Below are 13,529 nucleotides of genomic sequence, written 5' to 3'. Positions count from 1 at the left end.
GCCCGCCCGCAACACCTCGACAAGGAGCTCCTGTGACCTCGGTCAGCCTCGGAATGCCCGCCTCCCCGCCGCCGGTCCTCGCCCCCCGGCGCAAGACCCGTCAGATCCAGGTCGGCTCGGTGGGGGTCGGCTCCGAATCGCCGATCAGCGTCCAGTCCATGACGACGACGCCGACCACCGACATCAACGCGACCCTCCAGCAGATCGCCGAGCTGACGGCCGCCGGCTGTGACATCGTGCGGGTGGCCTGCCCCTCCGCGGACGATGCCGAGGCCCTGCCGATCATCGCGAAGAAGTCGCAGATCCCGGTCATCGCGGACATCCACTTCCAGCCGAAGTACGTCTTCGCGGCCATCGAGGCCGGCTGCGCCGCTGTGCGCGTCAATCCTGGCAACATCCGGAAGTTCGACGACCAGGTCAAGGAGATCGCCCAGGCGGCGAAGGACCACGGGACGTCGCTCCGCATCGGCGTCAACGCGGGCTCGCTCGACGCCCGGCTCCTCCAGAAGTACGGCAAGGCCACCCCGGAGGCGCTCGTCGAGAGCGCCGTGTGGGAGGCCGGCCTCTTCGAGGAGCACGACTTCCACGACTTCAAGATCTCGGTCAAGCACAACGACCCCGTGGTCATGGTCCGGGCGTACGAGCTCCTCGCCGAGCGCGGCGACTGGCCGCTGCACCTCGGGGTGACCGAGGCCGGCCCCGCCTTCCAGGGCACCATCAAGTCCGCGACAGCGTTCGGCGCCCTTCTCTCGCAGGGCATCGGCGACACGATCCGGGTCTCCCTCTCGGCGCCGCCCGTCGAAGAGGTCAAGGTGGGCATCCAGATCCTGCAGTCCCTCAACCTCCGCCCCCGCCGCCTCGAGATCGTCTCGTGCCCCTCGTGCGGCCGCGCGCAGGTCGACGTGTACAAGCTCGCGGACGAGGTCACGGCGGGGCTCGAGGGTATGACGTTCCCGCTCCGGGTCGCCGTCATGGGCTGTGTGGTGAACGGGCCGGGGGAGGCCCGCGAGGCCGATCTCGGCGTCGCGTCGGGCAACGGCAAGGGCCAGATCTTCGTGAAGGGCGAGGTCATCAAGACTGTGTCCGAGAGCGAGATCGTGGAGACTCTTATCGAAGAGGCGATGAAGATCGCCGAGGAGATGGGGGAGGCCGATGGCGAAGATGCTGCAGCGGGCGGCCCCGTGGTCACCGTCTCGTAGCCGCAAGCGGTCCATCCGCACCCTAGGGCACGAGGACACCCTCGAGCTCTGCGAGCTCGCGGCCTTGGACCCTGTCGCGAACGTGTTCATCGCGTCGCACGTGCTCACCGCGGGCACGGCAGCCCCGACAGCGAGCGGCGCCGAGATCCTCGGCGCGTTCGACGGCGACGGGCGGCTCACGGGCGCCTGCTGGCTCGGCGCGAACATCGTCCCGGTGGGAATGACGGCGGACGATGCGCCAGCGTTCGCCGAGGTGGTCCGCACGGCCGATCGCCGCTTCGCATCGATCTTCGGGCCGGCCGAGGCGACCCTCGCGCTGTACAACGGGCTCGGCGGGCGGCGCGCACGCGACGTGCGCGCGATCCAGCCCCTCATGGCGCTCGACGGCGGCCCCACCGTCCGCCCGGATCCTTTGGTCCGCGTCACGAACCTCGACGACTTCGACGTTCTCGCCCCCGCGTGCGTCGCGATGTTCGAGGAGGAAGTCGGGTACTCGCCCGTCCTGGGCGGGAACGACAACTATTACCGTCGGGTTCGCCAGCTCATCCAGCAGGGCCATTCGATGGCCCGGTTCGGCGACGACCGGGAGGTGCTGTTCAAGGCCGAACTCGGGGCCGTGTCCTCAGCGGCGACCCAGGTCCAGGGGGTGTGGGTGAACCCGGCCCACCGTGGCCTCGGCCTGAGCCATGGGGGGATGGCCGCCGTCGTCGGCTTTGCGCGCAAGCTCGCGCCCGTGGTGAGCCTGTACGTCAACGACTACAACCACCGCGCGAAGGCCTGCTACGAGCGCGTTGGATTCGAGCGCGTGGGGACGTTCGCCACGGTGCTCTTCTGACCGAACTCTGCCGGCAGCGGCCCGGTGAGGTGGCGCTGGATGGCCGGGGCGAGGAGCCTCTCCGCGTCCTCCGCGGGCAGCGAAGCGAGCGGTTCAAGCCTGACGACGTAGCGCGCGATCATGAAGCCGACCACCTGGCTGGCCGCCATCGACGCGCGGAGTTCGCGCTCGGCGTCGTCCCCGGGGAGTCCTTCCGCGACCCGGGCGAGGATTCGGCGCCGGACCACGTTGGCGAGGAGCTTCGAGCGGGACGTCGAGCTGATCGTCGCGCGGAGGAAGGCTGCGAGCGCATGCCGCTGCGGGCCCTCCCAGAGCCGCGTGATCGCGTGGGCCACGAACGGCCCCCGGTCGGCCAGCGCGCGCCCGTCGATCCCGTGGAGGATGACCTCCGGATCGATCGGGAGCGCGACCGCCGCGGCGAAGAGCTCCTCCTTGCCGGCGAAGTAGTGGTGGACGAGCGCGGCGTCCACCCCGGCCTCGCGGGCAATCTGGCGGAGGCTCACGCCGTCGTACCCATCGTCCGCGAAGAGGCGCGTCGCGGCGTCGACGATCTGGGCCCTCCGGTCCGACGTGCCGCGGGGACGGGCCATCATGTCACGAGGACTTCCGCCGCAGCGTGAACGAGGCGAGGACGAGCAGCCCGAGCAGCACGCCCGCCATGATCCACAGGTCCCGCCACATCTCCCCGGTGGGATTGGTGTTGGCGGTGATCTCCTGGAGGGCCTTGACCGAATACGTGAGCGGCATCCAGTCGGAGAGGACCTGGAAGACGTCCGTCATCTGGGCCCGCGGCACGAACAGCCCGCACAGGAGGATCTGGGGGATGACGATGATGGGCATGAACTGCACGGCCTGGAACTCCGTGCGCGCGAACGCGCTGCAGAACAGGCCCAGCGAGACGCCCAACACCGAGTTCACCACGGCGACGAGCACCACGAGGCCGCCGTAGCCCTTGATGTCGAGGCCGAAGACCCAATAGGCCACGCCCGTCGCGACGATCGACTGGAGCGCCGCCATGATCGCGAAGGAGATCCCGTAGCCGAACAGGAGGTCGGCCTTGTGGATCGGGGTGGTCATGAGCCGTTCGAGCGTCCCCGACGTCCGCTCGCGGAGCATCGTGACGGACGTGAGCAGGAACATGATGACGAACGGGAAGATGGCCAGCATGATCGGGCCGATCCGGTTGAAGGTGCGTGGCATCCCCGGCGGCAGGGTCTCGTTCTGGAAGAGCCAGTAGACGATGGCGAGCAGCACGGACGGGACCACGAGGATCAGGGCGACGCTGCGCGGATCGTGTCGAAGCTGATTGAGGACGCGCGCCGTGGTGGCCGCAAGCATGCGCGGGTTCATACCGGCTCCACCTCCCGGATGATTCCGAGGAACGCCTGTTCGAGGTCTTGGCTCCGGCCCCGCTCACGCAGCTCCGAAGGGGTGAGCTGGGCGAGGAGGTTGCCGTCGCGCAGCAGGAGGAGAGAGTCGCAGCGGCTTGCCTCCTCCATGACGTGGCTCGAGACGAGGAGGGTGGTGCCTCGGTCCGCGAGGGACTGGAACCGCTCCCACAGGTCGACGCGGAGCACGGGGTCGAGGCCGACGGTCGGCTCGTCGAGGACGAGCAGCTTGGGCGCCCCCACGAGCGCGCACGCGAGGGACACGCGGCTGAACTGCCCGCCGGAGAGGTCGACGGCCTTGCGCTTCTCGAGCTCCGAAAGGCCGACGGCGGCGACGGACTCGCGCGCGTCGGCGCGGCTTCGCCCGTGCAGCGCTGCGAAGTAGCGGACGTTGTCGAGCACGGTCAGATCGTTGTAGACGGCCGCGTTCTGGGTCATGTAGCCGATCTCGGGCCGGAGCGAGGTCGCGCCGGCCGGACGGCCGAGCACGGTGAGGGTGCCCCCGGCGATGCGCTGCACGCCCATGATCGAGCGCATGAGCGTGCTCTTGCCGCTGCCGGAGGGCCCGAGGAGGCCGGTGACCCTGCCCTCGGGCACTGAGAACCCGAGTCCGTGGAGAACCTCGGTGCGCCTGAGCCGCACCGTGAGGCCCTCGGCCTCGATGGCCGAGGGAAGGACTGCGACGTGGGACATGTGAATGACTTCCCATCAATCCGACTGATCAAGCGGGCCAGTAATTCATCACGTGATGAATTCAGAGTAGGACGGCGGGTGGCGCCCGTCAATGCTGGGATACATTGGTAGCTGACCTTTTCCTGACCCCAGCCCAGAACGGATGCCCGCGTGGTCCTGCGACTCTCCACTCTGTTCCTGCGAACCCTTCGCGAGGACCCCGCCGACGCCGAGGTGGCCAGCCACAAGCTGCTCGTCCGCGCCGGCTACATCCGCCGCGCCGCGCCGGGCATCTACACGTGGCTCCCGCTCGGCCTCGCGGTCCTGCACAAGGTCGAGCAGATCATCCGCGAGGAGATGGCTGCGATCGGCTCCCAGGAGGTCCACTTCCCGGCGCTCCTGCCCAAGGAGCCCTATGAGGCGACGAACCGCTGGACCGAGTACGGCGAGGGCATCTTCCGGCTCAAGGACCGCAAGGACGCGGACTACCTCCTGGCGCCGACGCACGAGGAGATGTTCGCGCTCCTGGTCAAGGACCTCTACTCGTCCTACAAGGACCTCCCGCTGAGCCTGTACCAGATCCAGAACAAGTACCGCGACGAGGCGCGCCCCCGGGCCGGCCTCCTGCGCGGCCGCGAGTTCATCATGAAGGACTCGTACTCGTTCGACGTCGACGACGAGGGCCTCGACGTGAGCTACGCGGCCCACCGCGCCGCGTACCTCCGGATCTTCGAACGGCTCGGCCTCGAGGTCGTCCCCGTCAAGGCGACCGCCGGGGCCATGGGCGGCTCAAAGAGCGAGGAGTTCCTCCACCCGACCGAGATCGGCGAGGACACGTTCGTGCGCTCGCCGGGGGGCTATGCGGCCAACGTCGAGGCCGTGACCACGGTGGTTCCCCCCTCGATCGACTACGCCGACGCGCCGGCCGCCAAGGTGCTCGACACGCCTGACACCCCGACGATCGACACCCTCGTCCAGGCGTCGCAGACCGTCTTCCCGAACCCCGAGCGGGCGTGGACGGCCGCGGACACGCTCAAGAACGTCGTGCTCACCGTCACGCTCCCCACCGGCGAGAAGCAGCTCGTGGTGATCGGCGTGCCCGGCGACCGCGCAGTGGACCTCAAGCGCGTCGAGGCGAATATCGGCGCGTTCCTCCCTGTCGCCGGGGAGATCGGCCTTGAGCCGGCCAACGACGAGGAGCTCAAGTCCCAGCCGCTCATCGTCAAGGGCTATCTCGGGCCGGGCCTCGACCCCGAGGACGCGCTCCTGGGGCTCGACGGCAAGTCCGGGCTCCTCTACCTCGTGGACCCGCGCGTCGTTCCCGGCACCACGTGGATCACGGGCGCCAACGAGCCCGGCAAGCATGTCTACGGGCTCGTGGCCGGACGGGACTTCACGTGGGACGGCGTCATCGAGTGCACCGAGGTGCGCGCCGGCGACGAGTCGCCTGACGGCTCGGGTCCGCTCGAGACGGCCCGCGGCATCGAGATGGGCCATATCTTCCAGCTGGGCCGCAAGTACGCCGAGGCGCTCGAGCTCAAGGTGCTCAACGAGAACGGCAAGCAGGTCACGGTGACGATGGGCTCGTACGGCATCGGCGTCACGCGCGCCGTCGCCGCCCTGGCCGAGTCGAACCACGACGCGCGGGGCCTCATCTGGCCGCGGGCCGTCGCACCCGCCGACGTCCACGTGGTTGCGGTGGGCCGCGGCGAGGAGATCTTCGCGGAGGCCGAGCGCCTCACGGCGGAGCTCGAGGCGCGGGGCCTCACGGTCATGCTCGATGACCGCCCGAAGGTCTCCCCGGGCGTCAAGTTCGGCGACGCCGAGCTCCTCGGCGTCCCGACCATCGTGGCGGTGGGCAAGGGCTTCGCGACAGGGACGCTTGAGGTCAAGGACCGCCGCACGGGCACGGTCGAGGACGTGCCGGTCGCGGACGTCGTGGACCAGGTCGTGCGGGCCGTCCGCGGCGACTGAGCCCGTGGTGTCCGGGCTCGAGTCCATCGACCTCGTCACCGTCCTGCTCGTGATCCTCGCCGGCTTCTGTGCCGGCTGGGTCGACGCCGTGGTGGGCGGGGGAGGCCTCATCCAGCTTCCGGCCCTGCTCGCGCTGCCCGGCATGACGCCCGTCCACGCGCTCGCGACGAACAAGATGGGCTCGGTGTTCGGCACGACGACGAGCGCGGTCACGTATGCGCGGCGCGTCCGCCCCGACCTCGGCACGGCCATCCCCATGGCCCTCGTCGCCCTGTGCGGCGCGTTCGGCGGGGCTGCGCTCGCGTCCGCGCTGCCGTCCCGCATCTTCAAGCCGATCATCCTCGCGGCGATCATCGCGGTCGCGGTCTTCACGATCGTCAAGCCGCAGCTCGGGCAGTACACCGAGCTGCGGCTCAAGGGCCGACGCCACTTCGCTGCGGCCTGCGGTCTCGGCGGAGTGATCGGTTTCTACGACGGCCTCATCGGACCTGGCACCGGGTCGTTCCTGGTCATCGCGCTCGTGTCCGGCATGGGCTACGCGTTCCTCGAGGCAAGCGCGAAGGCCAAGATCGTGAACATGGCCACGAATATCGGTGCCCTGCTGCTATTCGCGCCGAGCGGTGCCCTCCTCTGGGGCCTCGGGCTCGTGCTCGGCGCGGCGAACATGGCGGGCGGCTACGTGGGCGCCCGCATGGCGGTCTCGCGCGGCAACCGGTTCATCCGCTGGGTCTTCCTCGCCGTCGTCGCGGCCCTCGCCGTCAAGCTGGGCATCGACGTCTGGAACGAGAACTTCGCCTGATCTGCGCCGCTTCGGCCGCTGAGTCGCGAGGCGCGGCGGGCGTACCATGCAGCCATGCTGCGTCCCGAGGACTACACCGCACCGTTGGACCGGGCCGCCGAGCACGCGCGGCGCTGGCTTGGCAGCCTCCCCACGCGGCACGTCGGACCGCGGACGACGGCGGACGAGCTCGCCGAGGCGTTCGGGGGCGAGCTCCCCGAGGCCGGCCTCGACCCGGCCGCCACCGTGGACGCCCTCGCCGCGGCGGCCGAGCCTGGCCTCATGGCCATGCCGTCGGGGCGCTTCTACGGCTGGGTCATCGGAGGAACGCTCCCGGCCGCGATGGCGGCAGACTGGCTCGTGAGCGCGTGGGACCAGAACACGGGACTCCGTTTCGCGACCCCGGCCGTCGTCGCCGCCGAGGAGGCCGCCGGCCGCTGGGTCATCGACCTGCTGGGCCTGCCGCTGGGCGCTGACGTCGGCTTCACCACGGGCGCGAGCATGGCGAATCTGAGCGGCCTCGCCGCGGCGCGGTGGCGGGTCCTCGAGCGCGCGGGTTGGGACCTCAACGGAAGCGGGCTCGCTGGCGCACCGCGGGTCCGCGTCCTGGTCGGCGCCGAACGGCACGACACGATCGACATGGCCCTGCGCGTCCTCGGCCTCGGCGCGCCCGAGGCGGTCGCTGTCGACGCGCAGGGGCGCATCCGCCCCGACGCTCTCGCGGCCGCCCTCGCGGAGGGGACGCCGGACGGCGGGACGGCGGGGGAGCGCACGGGTGACGGCCCCGCCGTCGTCTGCCTCCAAGCCGGCAACCTGCACTCGGGCGCCTTCGACCCCTTCCCAGAGGCCATCGACGTGGCCCGTGCGCACGGCGCGTGGGTGCACATCGACGGCGCGTTCGGGCTGTGGGCGGCGGCGTCGTCGGCCACGAGGCACCTCATGCGCGGCGCCGAGGAGGCTGATTCGTGGGGGACCGACGCGCACAAGAACCTCAATGTGCCCTACGACTGCGGCATCATCGTGTGCCGGGACATCGTGGCACTGCGGCAGGCGCTGGGGCTGCACGCGGACTATCTCGTGCACGACGCGCACGGCGACCACGGCCCTGGCGACCCCTTCGAGAAGGTCCCCGAGCTCTCCCGCCGGGCCCGAGGCGTCCCCGTGTGGGCCGCCCTCCGTTCGCTCGGCCGGTCCGGGGTCGACCGCCTGATCGCGGGACTTGCGGCACACGCCGCGGAGCTCGCGCGCCGCATCGGCGAGCTGCCGGGTGTGGAGGTGCTCAACGACGTGGTCTTCAGCCAGGTGTCGCTAGCGTTCGGGACCGACGCACAGACGGCCGCGGTCGCGGACTTCCTGGCTCGCGATGGGCGCGTCTGGATGAGCGGCTCCCGGTGGCACGGGCGGGCGGTGCTTCGGATTTCGGTGGCGAACTGGTCCTCCGACGCGGGCGATGTCGACGTGGCCGTCGCGGCGATCCGGGACGCGATCGCGGCCACCCGGGACGTTGAGCCCTAGTCCAGCCTCTTGAGGTCCCGCGCCTCGGGGAGGCCGGGAAGGAGCCGCGAGCACAGGGCACTCGCGACCCAGAGCGAGCGCTCGAGGTCGCGCTCGTGGCCCGTCTTGCCCGCGTACCAGAGCGCGTTCTCCACCTCGCGCAGCACAGCCCATTCGCGCGCGGCCTCCGGGTTCAGGCCCGCGGCCTCGGCGAGGTCGCGGCAGCGCTCGAGGAGGGCCTCCGGCGCGTCGGCTCGCCGGAGTTCGGGGAGGCGGTTCCACAGCATGGGCGCGACGGCGAACTCGGCCTCGCCGACCGCCGCCTGGGGGTCGATCGCCCGGAACCCGGCGCCGTCGGGCGCTCCGAGGACGTTCATCCCGTGCAGGTCCGTGTGGACCAGCACGTCGCGTCCGCCCCGGCGTCCCACCACGCCCCGCGTCGCGCACACGTCGAGCGCGGCCTCGAGGAGCCAGCGTGGGAAGGGCCGCCCGAAGCGGTCCCACCGTTCCGGCAGCTCGTCGCTCCACCGCTCCGCCCGGGCGTCGAGCCGCTCGAGGGCGGCCCAGTCGGGGCGATCGTCCTCGGGGATCGAGAGCCGCCGCACGAGCCCGCCCCAGAGGGCCGTGGCCTCGGGGAAGGGGACGTCCTGGAGGCGGCGGCGCGGGTCGAGGCGTTCGAGCAGGAGCGCGCCCGCGCCGTCGTCCTCGAGGAGGCGGACCGCGCCGTCGCCGTTCCACAGGCGCAGCGCGACGGGCTCCGAGGCGGACTCGGGGTAGGGATAGGCGAGCTTGAGCACGAAGGCCTCGGACCCCCGCCGCACGCCGAGCACCATCGCGCCGAAGCCGGACCACGGGCCGGGATCGTCGTCGTCGGCCGTCAGGCCCCATCGCTCGAGGCAACGGTCGAGCTGGGCAGGCAGGCCGTCGAGCCAAGCGCGCCCCGCGGCCGTGCGCGAGTACCGGCGGACCAGATCCTCCGGTGCGAACGCGGCACTCGTGGCCGGTCCCAGCGCGTCACCCACCTTCGTAGTGTGTCAGGCAATCCCCGTGGTGCCGAGCAGGCTGCCCAGGGCAAATGTCGCGGCGAGCGCCGCCGCGCCGCCTATGACCACGCGGACCGATGCCCGGGCTCGTGATCCGCCGCCGATCCAAGCCCCCACGGTGCCCGTGATGGCGAGCGCGACGAGCACGACGACGAACGTCAGGGGAACCCGCAGAGCCTCCGGGAAGAGCAGTATCGAGAGCATCGGCAGGACGGCGCCGCACAGGAACGAGATCGCGGACGCGAAGGCCGCGTGCCACGGGCTCACGATCTCGTCGGGGTCGATGCCGAGCTCGATGTCGAGGTGCGCGCGCAGCGCGTCGTGAGCCGTGAGCTCCTCGGCGACCTTCGTGGCGAGGTCCTCGGAGAGGCCCTTGGCGCGATACAGCCCGACGAGTTCGTTGAGCTCCTCGTCAGGCTGCTCCCGGAGCTCCTCGCGCTCTTTGGCGATGAGGTGGCGCTGGCTGTCGCTCTGGCTGCTGACCGAGACGTACTCGCCGAGCGCCATCGAGATGGCGCCGCCCACGAGGGCGGCCATGCCAGCCGCAAGGATGGGGGCGTTGTTCGTCGTGACGCCCGCGACGCCGACCACGACCGCGGCGACGGACACGATCCCGTCGTTCGCGCCGAGGACGCCCGCGCGGAGCCAGTTGAGCTTGGCCGCAATGTCGGTCCCCTGCGGCTCAGGGTGCAGGCTCGTGGCCGATTCAGTCGTCATGTTTCCACTGTGGCACTCACCGCCGGGGCCTGCCAGCGAAGCAAGCCTTTCCTCAGTTGGCCGCCGGGTTGGCCGCGGGGAGCCCCGGGAAGGCCGGGGCGGACGACGGCGCCGCGCCCGCCGCGAGCTGGGCCGCGGCGAGGAGCCCTTGCGCCGCGGCCGCGCGACGGTCCGCGGGCGCCGCGCCGACGAGCTGGGCCCACGATTCCGCGGCGGACTCGGCGACCGCGGCAAGCGTGGGCGTGGGGTCCGCGGCGAAGCCGGACGGAACCGCGAACCCGGCGTCCCCGGGCGGCAGGGTGACGCACGCGGCAGCCGCGAGGCCCGCGACGGCGGTGAGCTGGCGGCGGTGCGCGTCCAGGGCCGAGGCCCGGGCCAGAGCGTCGGAAGAGCCCTGGGACGAGCGCGCGAGCGCTGTCTCGAGCACGTAGGCCGCGGCGGTCTCGGCGCGGTCGACGGCGACGAGCGAGTCCGCGAACGAGAGTCCGGCGGCCGGCGCGGCGGTGACGGGCGGGGCCGAGGGAACCGCGGCCGGGGCCGGCTTGGTGGCCGCTGGGCTGGCACTCGGGCAGGCGTTCGGGGTCGAGGAGGCGGTGGGCGAGGCTCCCTGCTGTCCCGCTCCCTGCTGTACCGCTCCCTGGCTTGGCGCCGGCTGCTGCGGCGGGAGCCCCGCGGCGGACGCGATCCCCTCCGCCTGGAGCGACTGTCCGGCGGCGAGGGAGGCGAGGAGCGTCGCCGTCGGGCCGTCGACGTCGGGCAGCGCCACGAGTCGAGCTTCGACGCTCGCGAAGAGCCGGGCCGTGACGACGGCCGGGCTTCCCTGGTCCGGGCTCGCTGCCGCTGGGCTGGAGCCCGGGCTGGGGCTCGCCCCGGGCCGAGAGGCGAGGAGGCCCACCTGCTTGTCGAGCACCGCCGCCGTCGAGGCGAGCGCGGCCCGGACCCCCGCCGTCGTCTGTCCGCCCGGCTGCCCTGAGGCGGTGCGCGCGAGGGAGGCGAGACGCGCGGCGTCGTCCTGCGCGGAGCGGAGGGCGAGCTCGCCGCGGCTCGGGGCGGGGGCGGGAAGGGGCTGCAGTGCCACCGCGGTGGCCGTGCCGAGCGCGATGAGCACGGCCAGCACGCCACTCACCCAGTAGGGCCAAGCAGGGCGCGCAGTCGCGCCCTCGGCGGCGCCCTCGGCCGCGTCTGACGCGTCTCCCGGAGAGGTCGGTTCCGGGGGTGTGGTGGTCGAAGTCACGGGCTCGATCATCCCACGGCCGAAGCGGGCGACCATCACCGCTCCGCGAGCCGATAGTCTTAGAGGACAACGAGCGAAAAGAGGAGGCGGACCCCCATGTCCGAGCCTGTCCAGCCGGAACCCGCGCGTCCCAGCCGCCAGGCCGGGGAGCCGCCGTTCGCGGCCGAGGAGGCGCGCCTGCACGAGTTGCTTGAGCCCAGCATCCAGGCCCATCGGCTCTTCCTCGAGGGGATCACCATCAAGGCTGCCGGCGCCCACAGAACCGTGCACGTGGTCGTGGACCTGCCCCAGGAGGAGACCGGCGGAGTGGGCCTCGACGTGATCGCCGAGATCTCGCGGGAGCTCTCCGACGTGCTCGACGGAACGGCCGGAACGTTCGCCGACAACCGTCCGTACGATCTCGAGGTGTCCTCGCCCGGCCTCGCGCGCCCGCTCACCGAGCCGCGGCACTGGCACCGGGCCAAGGGACGGCTCGTGAAGGTCAACGTGATCCAGGGCGAGAACGTGACCGGCCGCCTCACAGACGTGACGGACGACGGCGTGACCGTGGTCCCCGATCTGCCCGCCCCCAAGAAGGGGGTCAAGCCCAAGCAGGGAGAGCCCGTCACGCTCCCGTTCTCGAAGATCCGCAGCGGGCGGGTCGAGGTCGAGTTCGCCCGGCTCGACGAGATCCCCGAGACCGCCTTCGAGACTTTCGAAGCGGACACCGACACTGACACACACGCCGAGGAGGCCTAGTGGACATCGACATGAGCGCGCTGCGCCTGCTGGAGCGCGAGCGGGACATTCCTGTCGAGAAGCTCATCCCGACGATCGAGCAGGCCCTTCTCCTCGCCTACCACAAATCGCCGGGGGCGATCGAGAGGGCCCGCGCCGAGGTGGACCGCAAGAGCGGTCACGTGACCATCTGGGCCACCGAGGAAGACGAGGAAGGCAACTCGATCGGCGAGTTCGATGACACGCCGGCTGGCTTCGGCCGCATCGCGGCGACGACCGCCCGCCAGGTGATCCTGCAGCGCCTCCGCGACGTCGAGGATGACAACGTGCTCGGCGAGTTCAAGGGCCGCGAGGGCGAGCTCATCGCCGGGCAGATCCAGCAGGGCAGCAACCCGCACATGATCCAGGTGAACCTCGGCGCCGTCGAGGCGCTCCTGCCGCCGCCCGAGCAGGTTCCCGGGGAGCAGTACGTGCACGGAAGCCGCATCCGTGCCTACGTCGTCGACGTGCACCGGGGCCTCAAGGGCCCGTCGATCACGCTCTCGCGCTCGCATCCGGGCCTCGTCAAGAAGCTCTTCGAGCTCGAGGTTCCGGAGATCGCGGACCGCAGCGTCGAGATCGTCGCGATCGCGCGCGAGGCCGGACACCGCACCAAGATCGCCGTGCGCGCGAACGTGCCGGGCGTCAATGCCAAGGGCGCATGCATCGGGGAGATGGGCTCGCGGGTGCGGGCCGTCATGACCGAGCTCAACGACGAGAAGATCGACATCGTCGACTTCAGCGACGACGCCGCGACGTTCATCGCGAACGCGCTCTCGCCGGCGAAGGTCAAGTCGGTCACGATCGTGGACGAGGCTGCTCGCTCCGCCCGCGTGATGGTGCCCGACTACCAGCTCTCGCTCGCGATCGGCAAGGAGGGCCAGAATGCCCGCCTCGCCGCGAAGCTCACGGGATGGCGCATCGACATCGCCTCGGACGCGACCGTCTGATCTCGGCCGCCGGTTCCGGCCCGGCCGAGCCCGTCGACCCGGCTGGGGCGCTCCTTTTCGCCCCAGTTGGGGAGGGGCTATAGAATAGACAGGTCCGGGCGCGCGCCCGGCGGCAAGCGACAAGCCAGGGGCAGTGGAACGTGCAGAGTAACGCCGAGCCACTTCGCACCTGCATAGGCTGCCGCCGGACCGGTGCCCGGTCCGTACTGCTCCGGCTGGTGCGGGACCCCGAGGACCCTCAACGCGTCGTCGTCGATCCGCGCCGCCGGCTGCCCGGTCGAGGTGCTTGGCTGCACCCCGACCGGACATGCCTGACGCAAGCCGTCAAGCGCCGTGCGTTCCAGCGCGCCTTCCGGGGCGCGGTGGACCATGCTGCGGTGGACGACTTCTTCGGCACCACTGTGCAGGCCACCGCCGGCACGGTCACCGTCCAAGCTGAAAGCGGGTCAGAAATCTGATGGATACCCGATGAGTCCCCGTCCGATGAGC

At 71.3% G+C, this 13,529-nt stretch carries 14 protein-coding genes; 8 read left to right on the top strand and 6 right to left on the bottom strand.

From position 1 onward, the window contains the following. Positions 1 to 32: 32 nt before the first annotated feature. Together ispG and E6A26_RS03975 are read left to right on the top strand one after the other, a co-directional pair. Positions 33 to 1,199, top strand: a complete 1,167-nt coding sequence (ispG, locus tag E6A26_RS03980; RefSeq protein WP_136609900.1) for a flavodoxin-dependent (E)-4-hydroxy-3-methylbut-2-enyl-diphosphate synthase — start codon at positions 33 to 35, stop codon at positions 1,197 to 1,199. Beyond that, positions 1,153 to 2,034, top strand: a complete 882-nt coding sequence (locus E6A26_RS03975) for a GNAT family N-acetyltransferase (protein WP_407695357.1) — start codon at positions 1,153 to 1,155, stop codon at positions 2,032 to 2,034. Before ispG ends, E6A26_RS03975 begins: the two co-directional genes overlap by 47 nt. Here E6A26_RS03975 and E6A26_RS03970 read toward each other — a convergent pair. Genes E6A26_RS03970 through E6A26_RS03960 form a run of 3 tightly spaced genes read right to left on the bottom strand, consistent with a single transcriptional unit; the run spans position 1,980 to position 4,115 of the window. Beyond that, complete coding sequence (locus E6A26_RS03970; protein ID WP_136609899.1) at positions 1,980 to 2,627, bottom strand: TetR/AcrR family transcriptional regulator; 648 nt, start codon at positions 2,625 to 2,627, stop codon at positions 1,980 to 1,982. The two genes, E6A26_RS03975 and E6A26_RS03970, sit on opposite strands and share 55 nt — an antisense overlap. 1 nt (position 2,628) lies before the next feature. Continuing rightward, positions 2,629 to 3,384: an ABC transporter permease gene (locus E6A26_RS03965; RefSeq protein WP_136609898.1), complete on the bottom strand. Its 756-nt coding sequence runs from the start codon at positions 3,382 to 3,384 to the stop codon at positions 2,629 to 2,631. Beyond that, positions 3,381 to 4,115 (bottom strand): ABC transporter ATP-binding protein, encoded by a 735-nt coding sequence (locus E6A26_RS03960; protein WP_136609897.1) that lies wholly within the window; start codon positions 4,113 to 4,115, stop codon positions 3,381 to 3,383. The genes E6A26_RS03965 and E6A26_RS03960 overlap by 4 nt, the downstream gene beginning before the upstream one ends. Positions 4,116 to 4,265: 150 nt before the next feature. Here E6A26_RS03960 and E6A26_RS03955 point away from each other — a divergent pair, with 150 nt between their 5' ends. The 3 genes from E6A26_RS03955 to E6A26_RS03945 are packed head-to-tail and all read left to right on the top strand — an operon-like array spanning position 4,266 to position 8,361. Next, positions 4,266 to 6,068 (top strand): proline--tRNA ligase, encoded by a 1,803-nt coding sequence (locus E6A26_RS03955; protein WP_136609896.1) that lies wholly within the window; start codon positions 4,266 to 4,268, stop codon positions 6,066 to 6,068. A gap of 4 nt (positions 6,069 to 6,072) precedes the next feature. Next, entirely contained in the window at positions 6,073 to 6,867 is a 795-nt protein-coding gene (locus E6A26_RS03950; protein ID WP_136609895.1) for a sulfite exporter TauE/SafE family protein, read from the top strand. 54 nt (positions 6,868 to 6,921) lie between these two features. Then, positions 6,922 to 8,361 carry a pyridoxal phosphate-dependent decarboxylase family protein gene (locus E6A26_RS03945; RefSeq protein ID WP_136609894.1) on the top strand — a complete coding sequence of 480 codons (1,440 nt, stop codon included), beginning with the start codon at positions 6,922 to 6,924 and terminating at the stop codon, positions 8,359 to 8,361. On the opposite strand, the gene E6A26_RS03940 is transcribed toward E6A26_RS03945, so the two are convergent. From E6A26_RS03940 to E6A26_RS03930, 3 genes are read right to left on the bottom strand one after another with little or no spacing between them, the layout of a single operon-like run. After that, positions 8,358 to 9,362: an aminoglycoside phosphotransferase family protein gene (locus E6A26_RS03940; protein ID WP_234865008.1), complete on the bottom strand. Its 1,005-nt coding sequence runs from the start codon at positions 9,360 to 9,362 to the stop codon at positions 8,358 to 8,360. The two genes, E6A26_RS03945 and E6A26_RS03940, sit on opposite strands and share 4 nt — an antisense overlap. Positions 9,363 to 9,374: 12 nt before the next feature. Continuing rightward, positions 9,375 to 10,100 carry a VIT1/CCC1 transporter family protein gene (locus E6A26_RS03935; RefSeq protein ID WP_136609893.1) on the bottom strand — a complete coding sequence of 242 codons (726 nt, stop codon included), beginning with the start codon at positions 10,098 to 10,100 and terminating at the stop codon, positions 9,375 to 9,377. 52 nt (positions 10,101 to 10,152) lie between these two features. Next, the gene (locus E6A26_RS03930) at positions 10,153 to 11,334 is read right to left on the bottom strand and encodes a DUF4439 domain-containing protein (protein WP_168928662.1); all 1,182 of its coding nucleotides are present in this window, start codon (positions 11,332 to 11,334) and stop codon (positions 10,153 to 10,155) included. Positions 11,335 to 11,430: 96 nt separating this feature from the next. Between E6A26_RS03930 and E6A26_RS03925 the strand changes: the two genes are divergently transcribed. The 3 genes from E6A26_RS03925 to E6A26_RS03915 all read left to right on the top strand — a co-directional run bounded on the left by E6A26_RS03925 (position 11,431) and on the right by E6A26_RS03915 (position 13,498). Beyond that, positions 11,431 to 12,072: a ribosome maturation factor RimP gene (locus E6A26_RS03925; RefSeq protein ID WP_136609891.1), complete on the top strand. Its 642-nt coding sequence runs from the start codon at positions 11,431 to 11,433 to the stop codon at positions 12,070 to 12,072. After that, positions 12,072 to 13,040 (top strand): transcription termination factor NusA, encoded by a 969-nt coding sequence (gene nusA, locus E6A26_RS03920; RefSeq protein WP_136609890.1) that lies wholly within the window; start codon positions 12,072 to 12,074, stop codon positions 13,038 to 13,040. Before E6A26_RS03925 ends, nusA begins: the two co-directional genes overlap by 1 nt. A 140-nt stretch (positions 13,041 to 13,180) precedes the next feature. Then, positions 13,181 to 13,498: a YlxR family protein gene (locus E6A26_RS03915; protein WP_136609889.1), complete on the top strand. Its 318-nt coding sequence runs from the start codon at positions 13,181 to 13,183 to the stop codon at positions 13,496 to 13,498. Positions 13,499 to 13,529 lie beyond the last annotated feature (31 nt).

Origin of the sequence: Sinomonas albida (assembly GCF_004919045.1) — a bacterium.
Lineage (GTDB): Bacteria > Actinomycetota > Actinomycetes > Actinomycetales > Micrococcaceae > Sinomonas > Sinomonas albida.
Note: the sequence above shows the minus strand (reverse complement) of the source record. Positions and strands in the feature narration are given on the sequence as shown.

Coding starts and splice junctions, on each gene's coding strand:
- E6A26_RS03935 (WP_136609893.1), bottom strand. CDS start 10,100: ATGACGACTGAATCGGCCACGAGCCTGCACCCTGAGCCGCAGGGGACC.
- E6A26_RS03945 (WP_136609894.1), top strand. CDS start 6,922: ATGCTGCGTCCCGAGGACTACACCGCACCGTTGGACCGGGCCGCCGAG.
- E6A26_RS03925 (WP_136609891.1), top strand. CDS start 11,431: ATGTCCGAGCCTGTCCAGCCGGAACCCGCGCGTCCCAGCCGCCAGGCC.
- E6A26_RS03970 (WP_136609899.1), bottom strand. CDS start 2,627: ATGATGGCCCGTCCCCGCGGCACGTCGGACCGGAGGGCCCAGATCGTC.
- E6A26_RS03975 (WP_407695357.1), top strand. CDS start 1,153: ATGGCGAAGATGCTGCAGCGGGCGGCCCCGTGGTCACCGTCTCGTAGC.
- E6A26_RS03960 (WP_136609897.1), bottom strand. CDS start 4,115: ATGTCCCACGTCGCAGTCCTTCCCTCGGCCATCGAGGCCGAGGGCCTC.
- E6A26_RS03965 (WP_136609898.1), bottom strand. CDS start 3,384: ATGAACCCGCGCATGCTTGCGGCCACCACGGCGCGCGTCCTCAATCAG.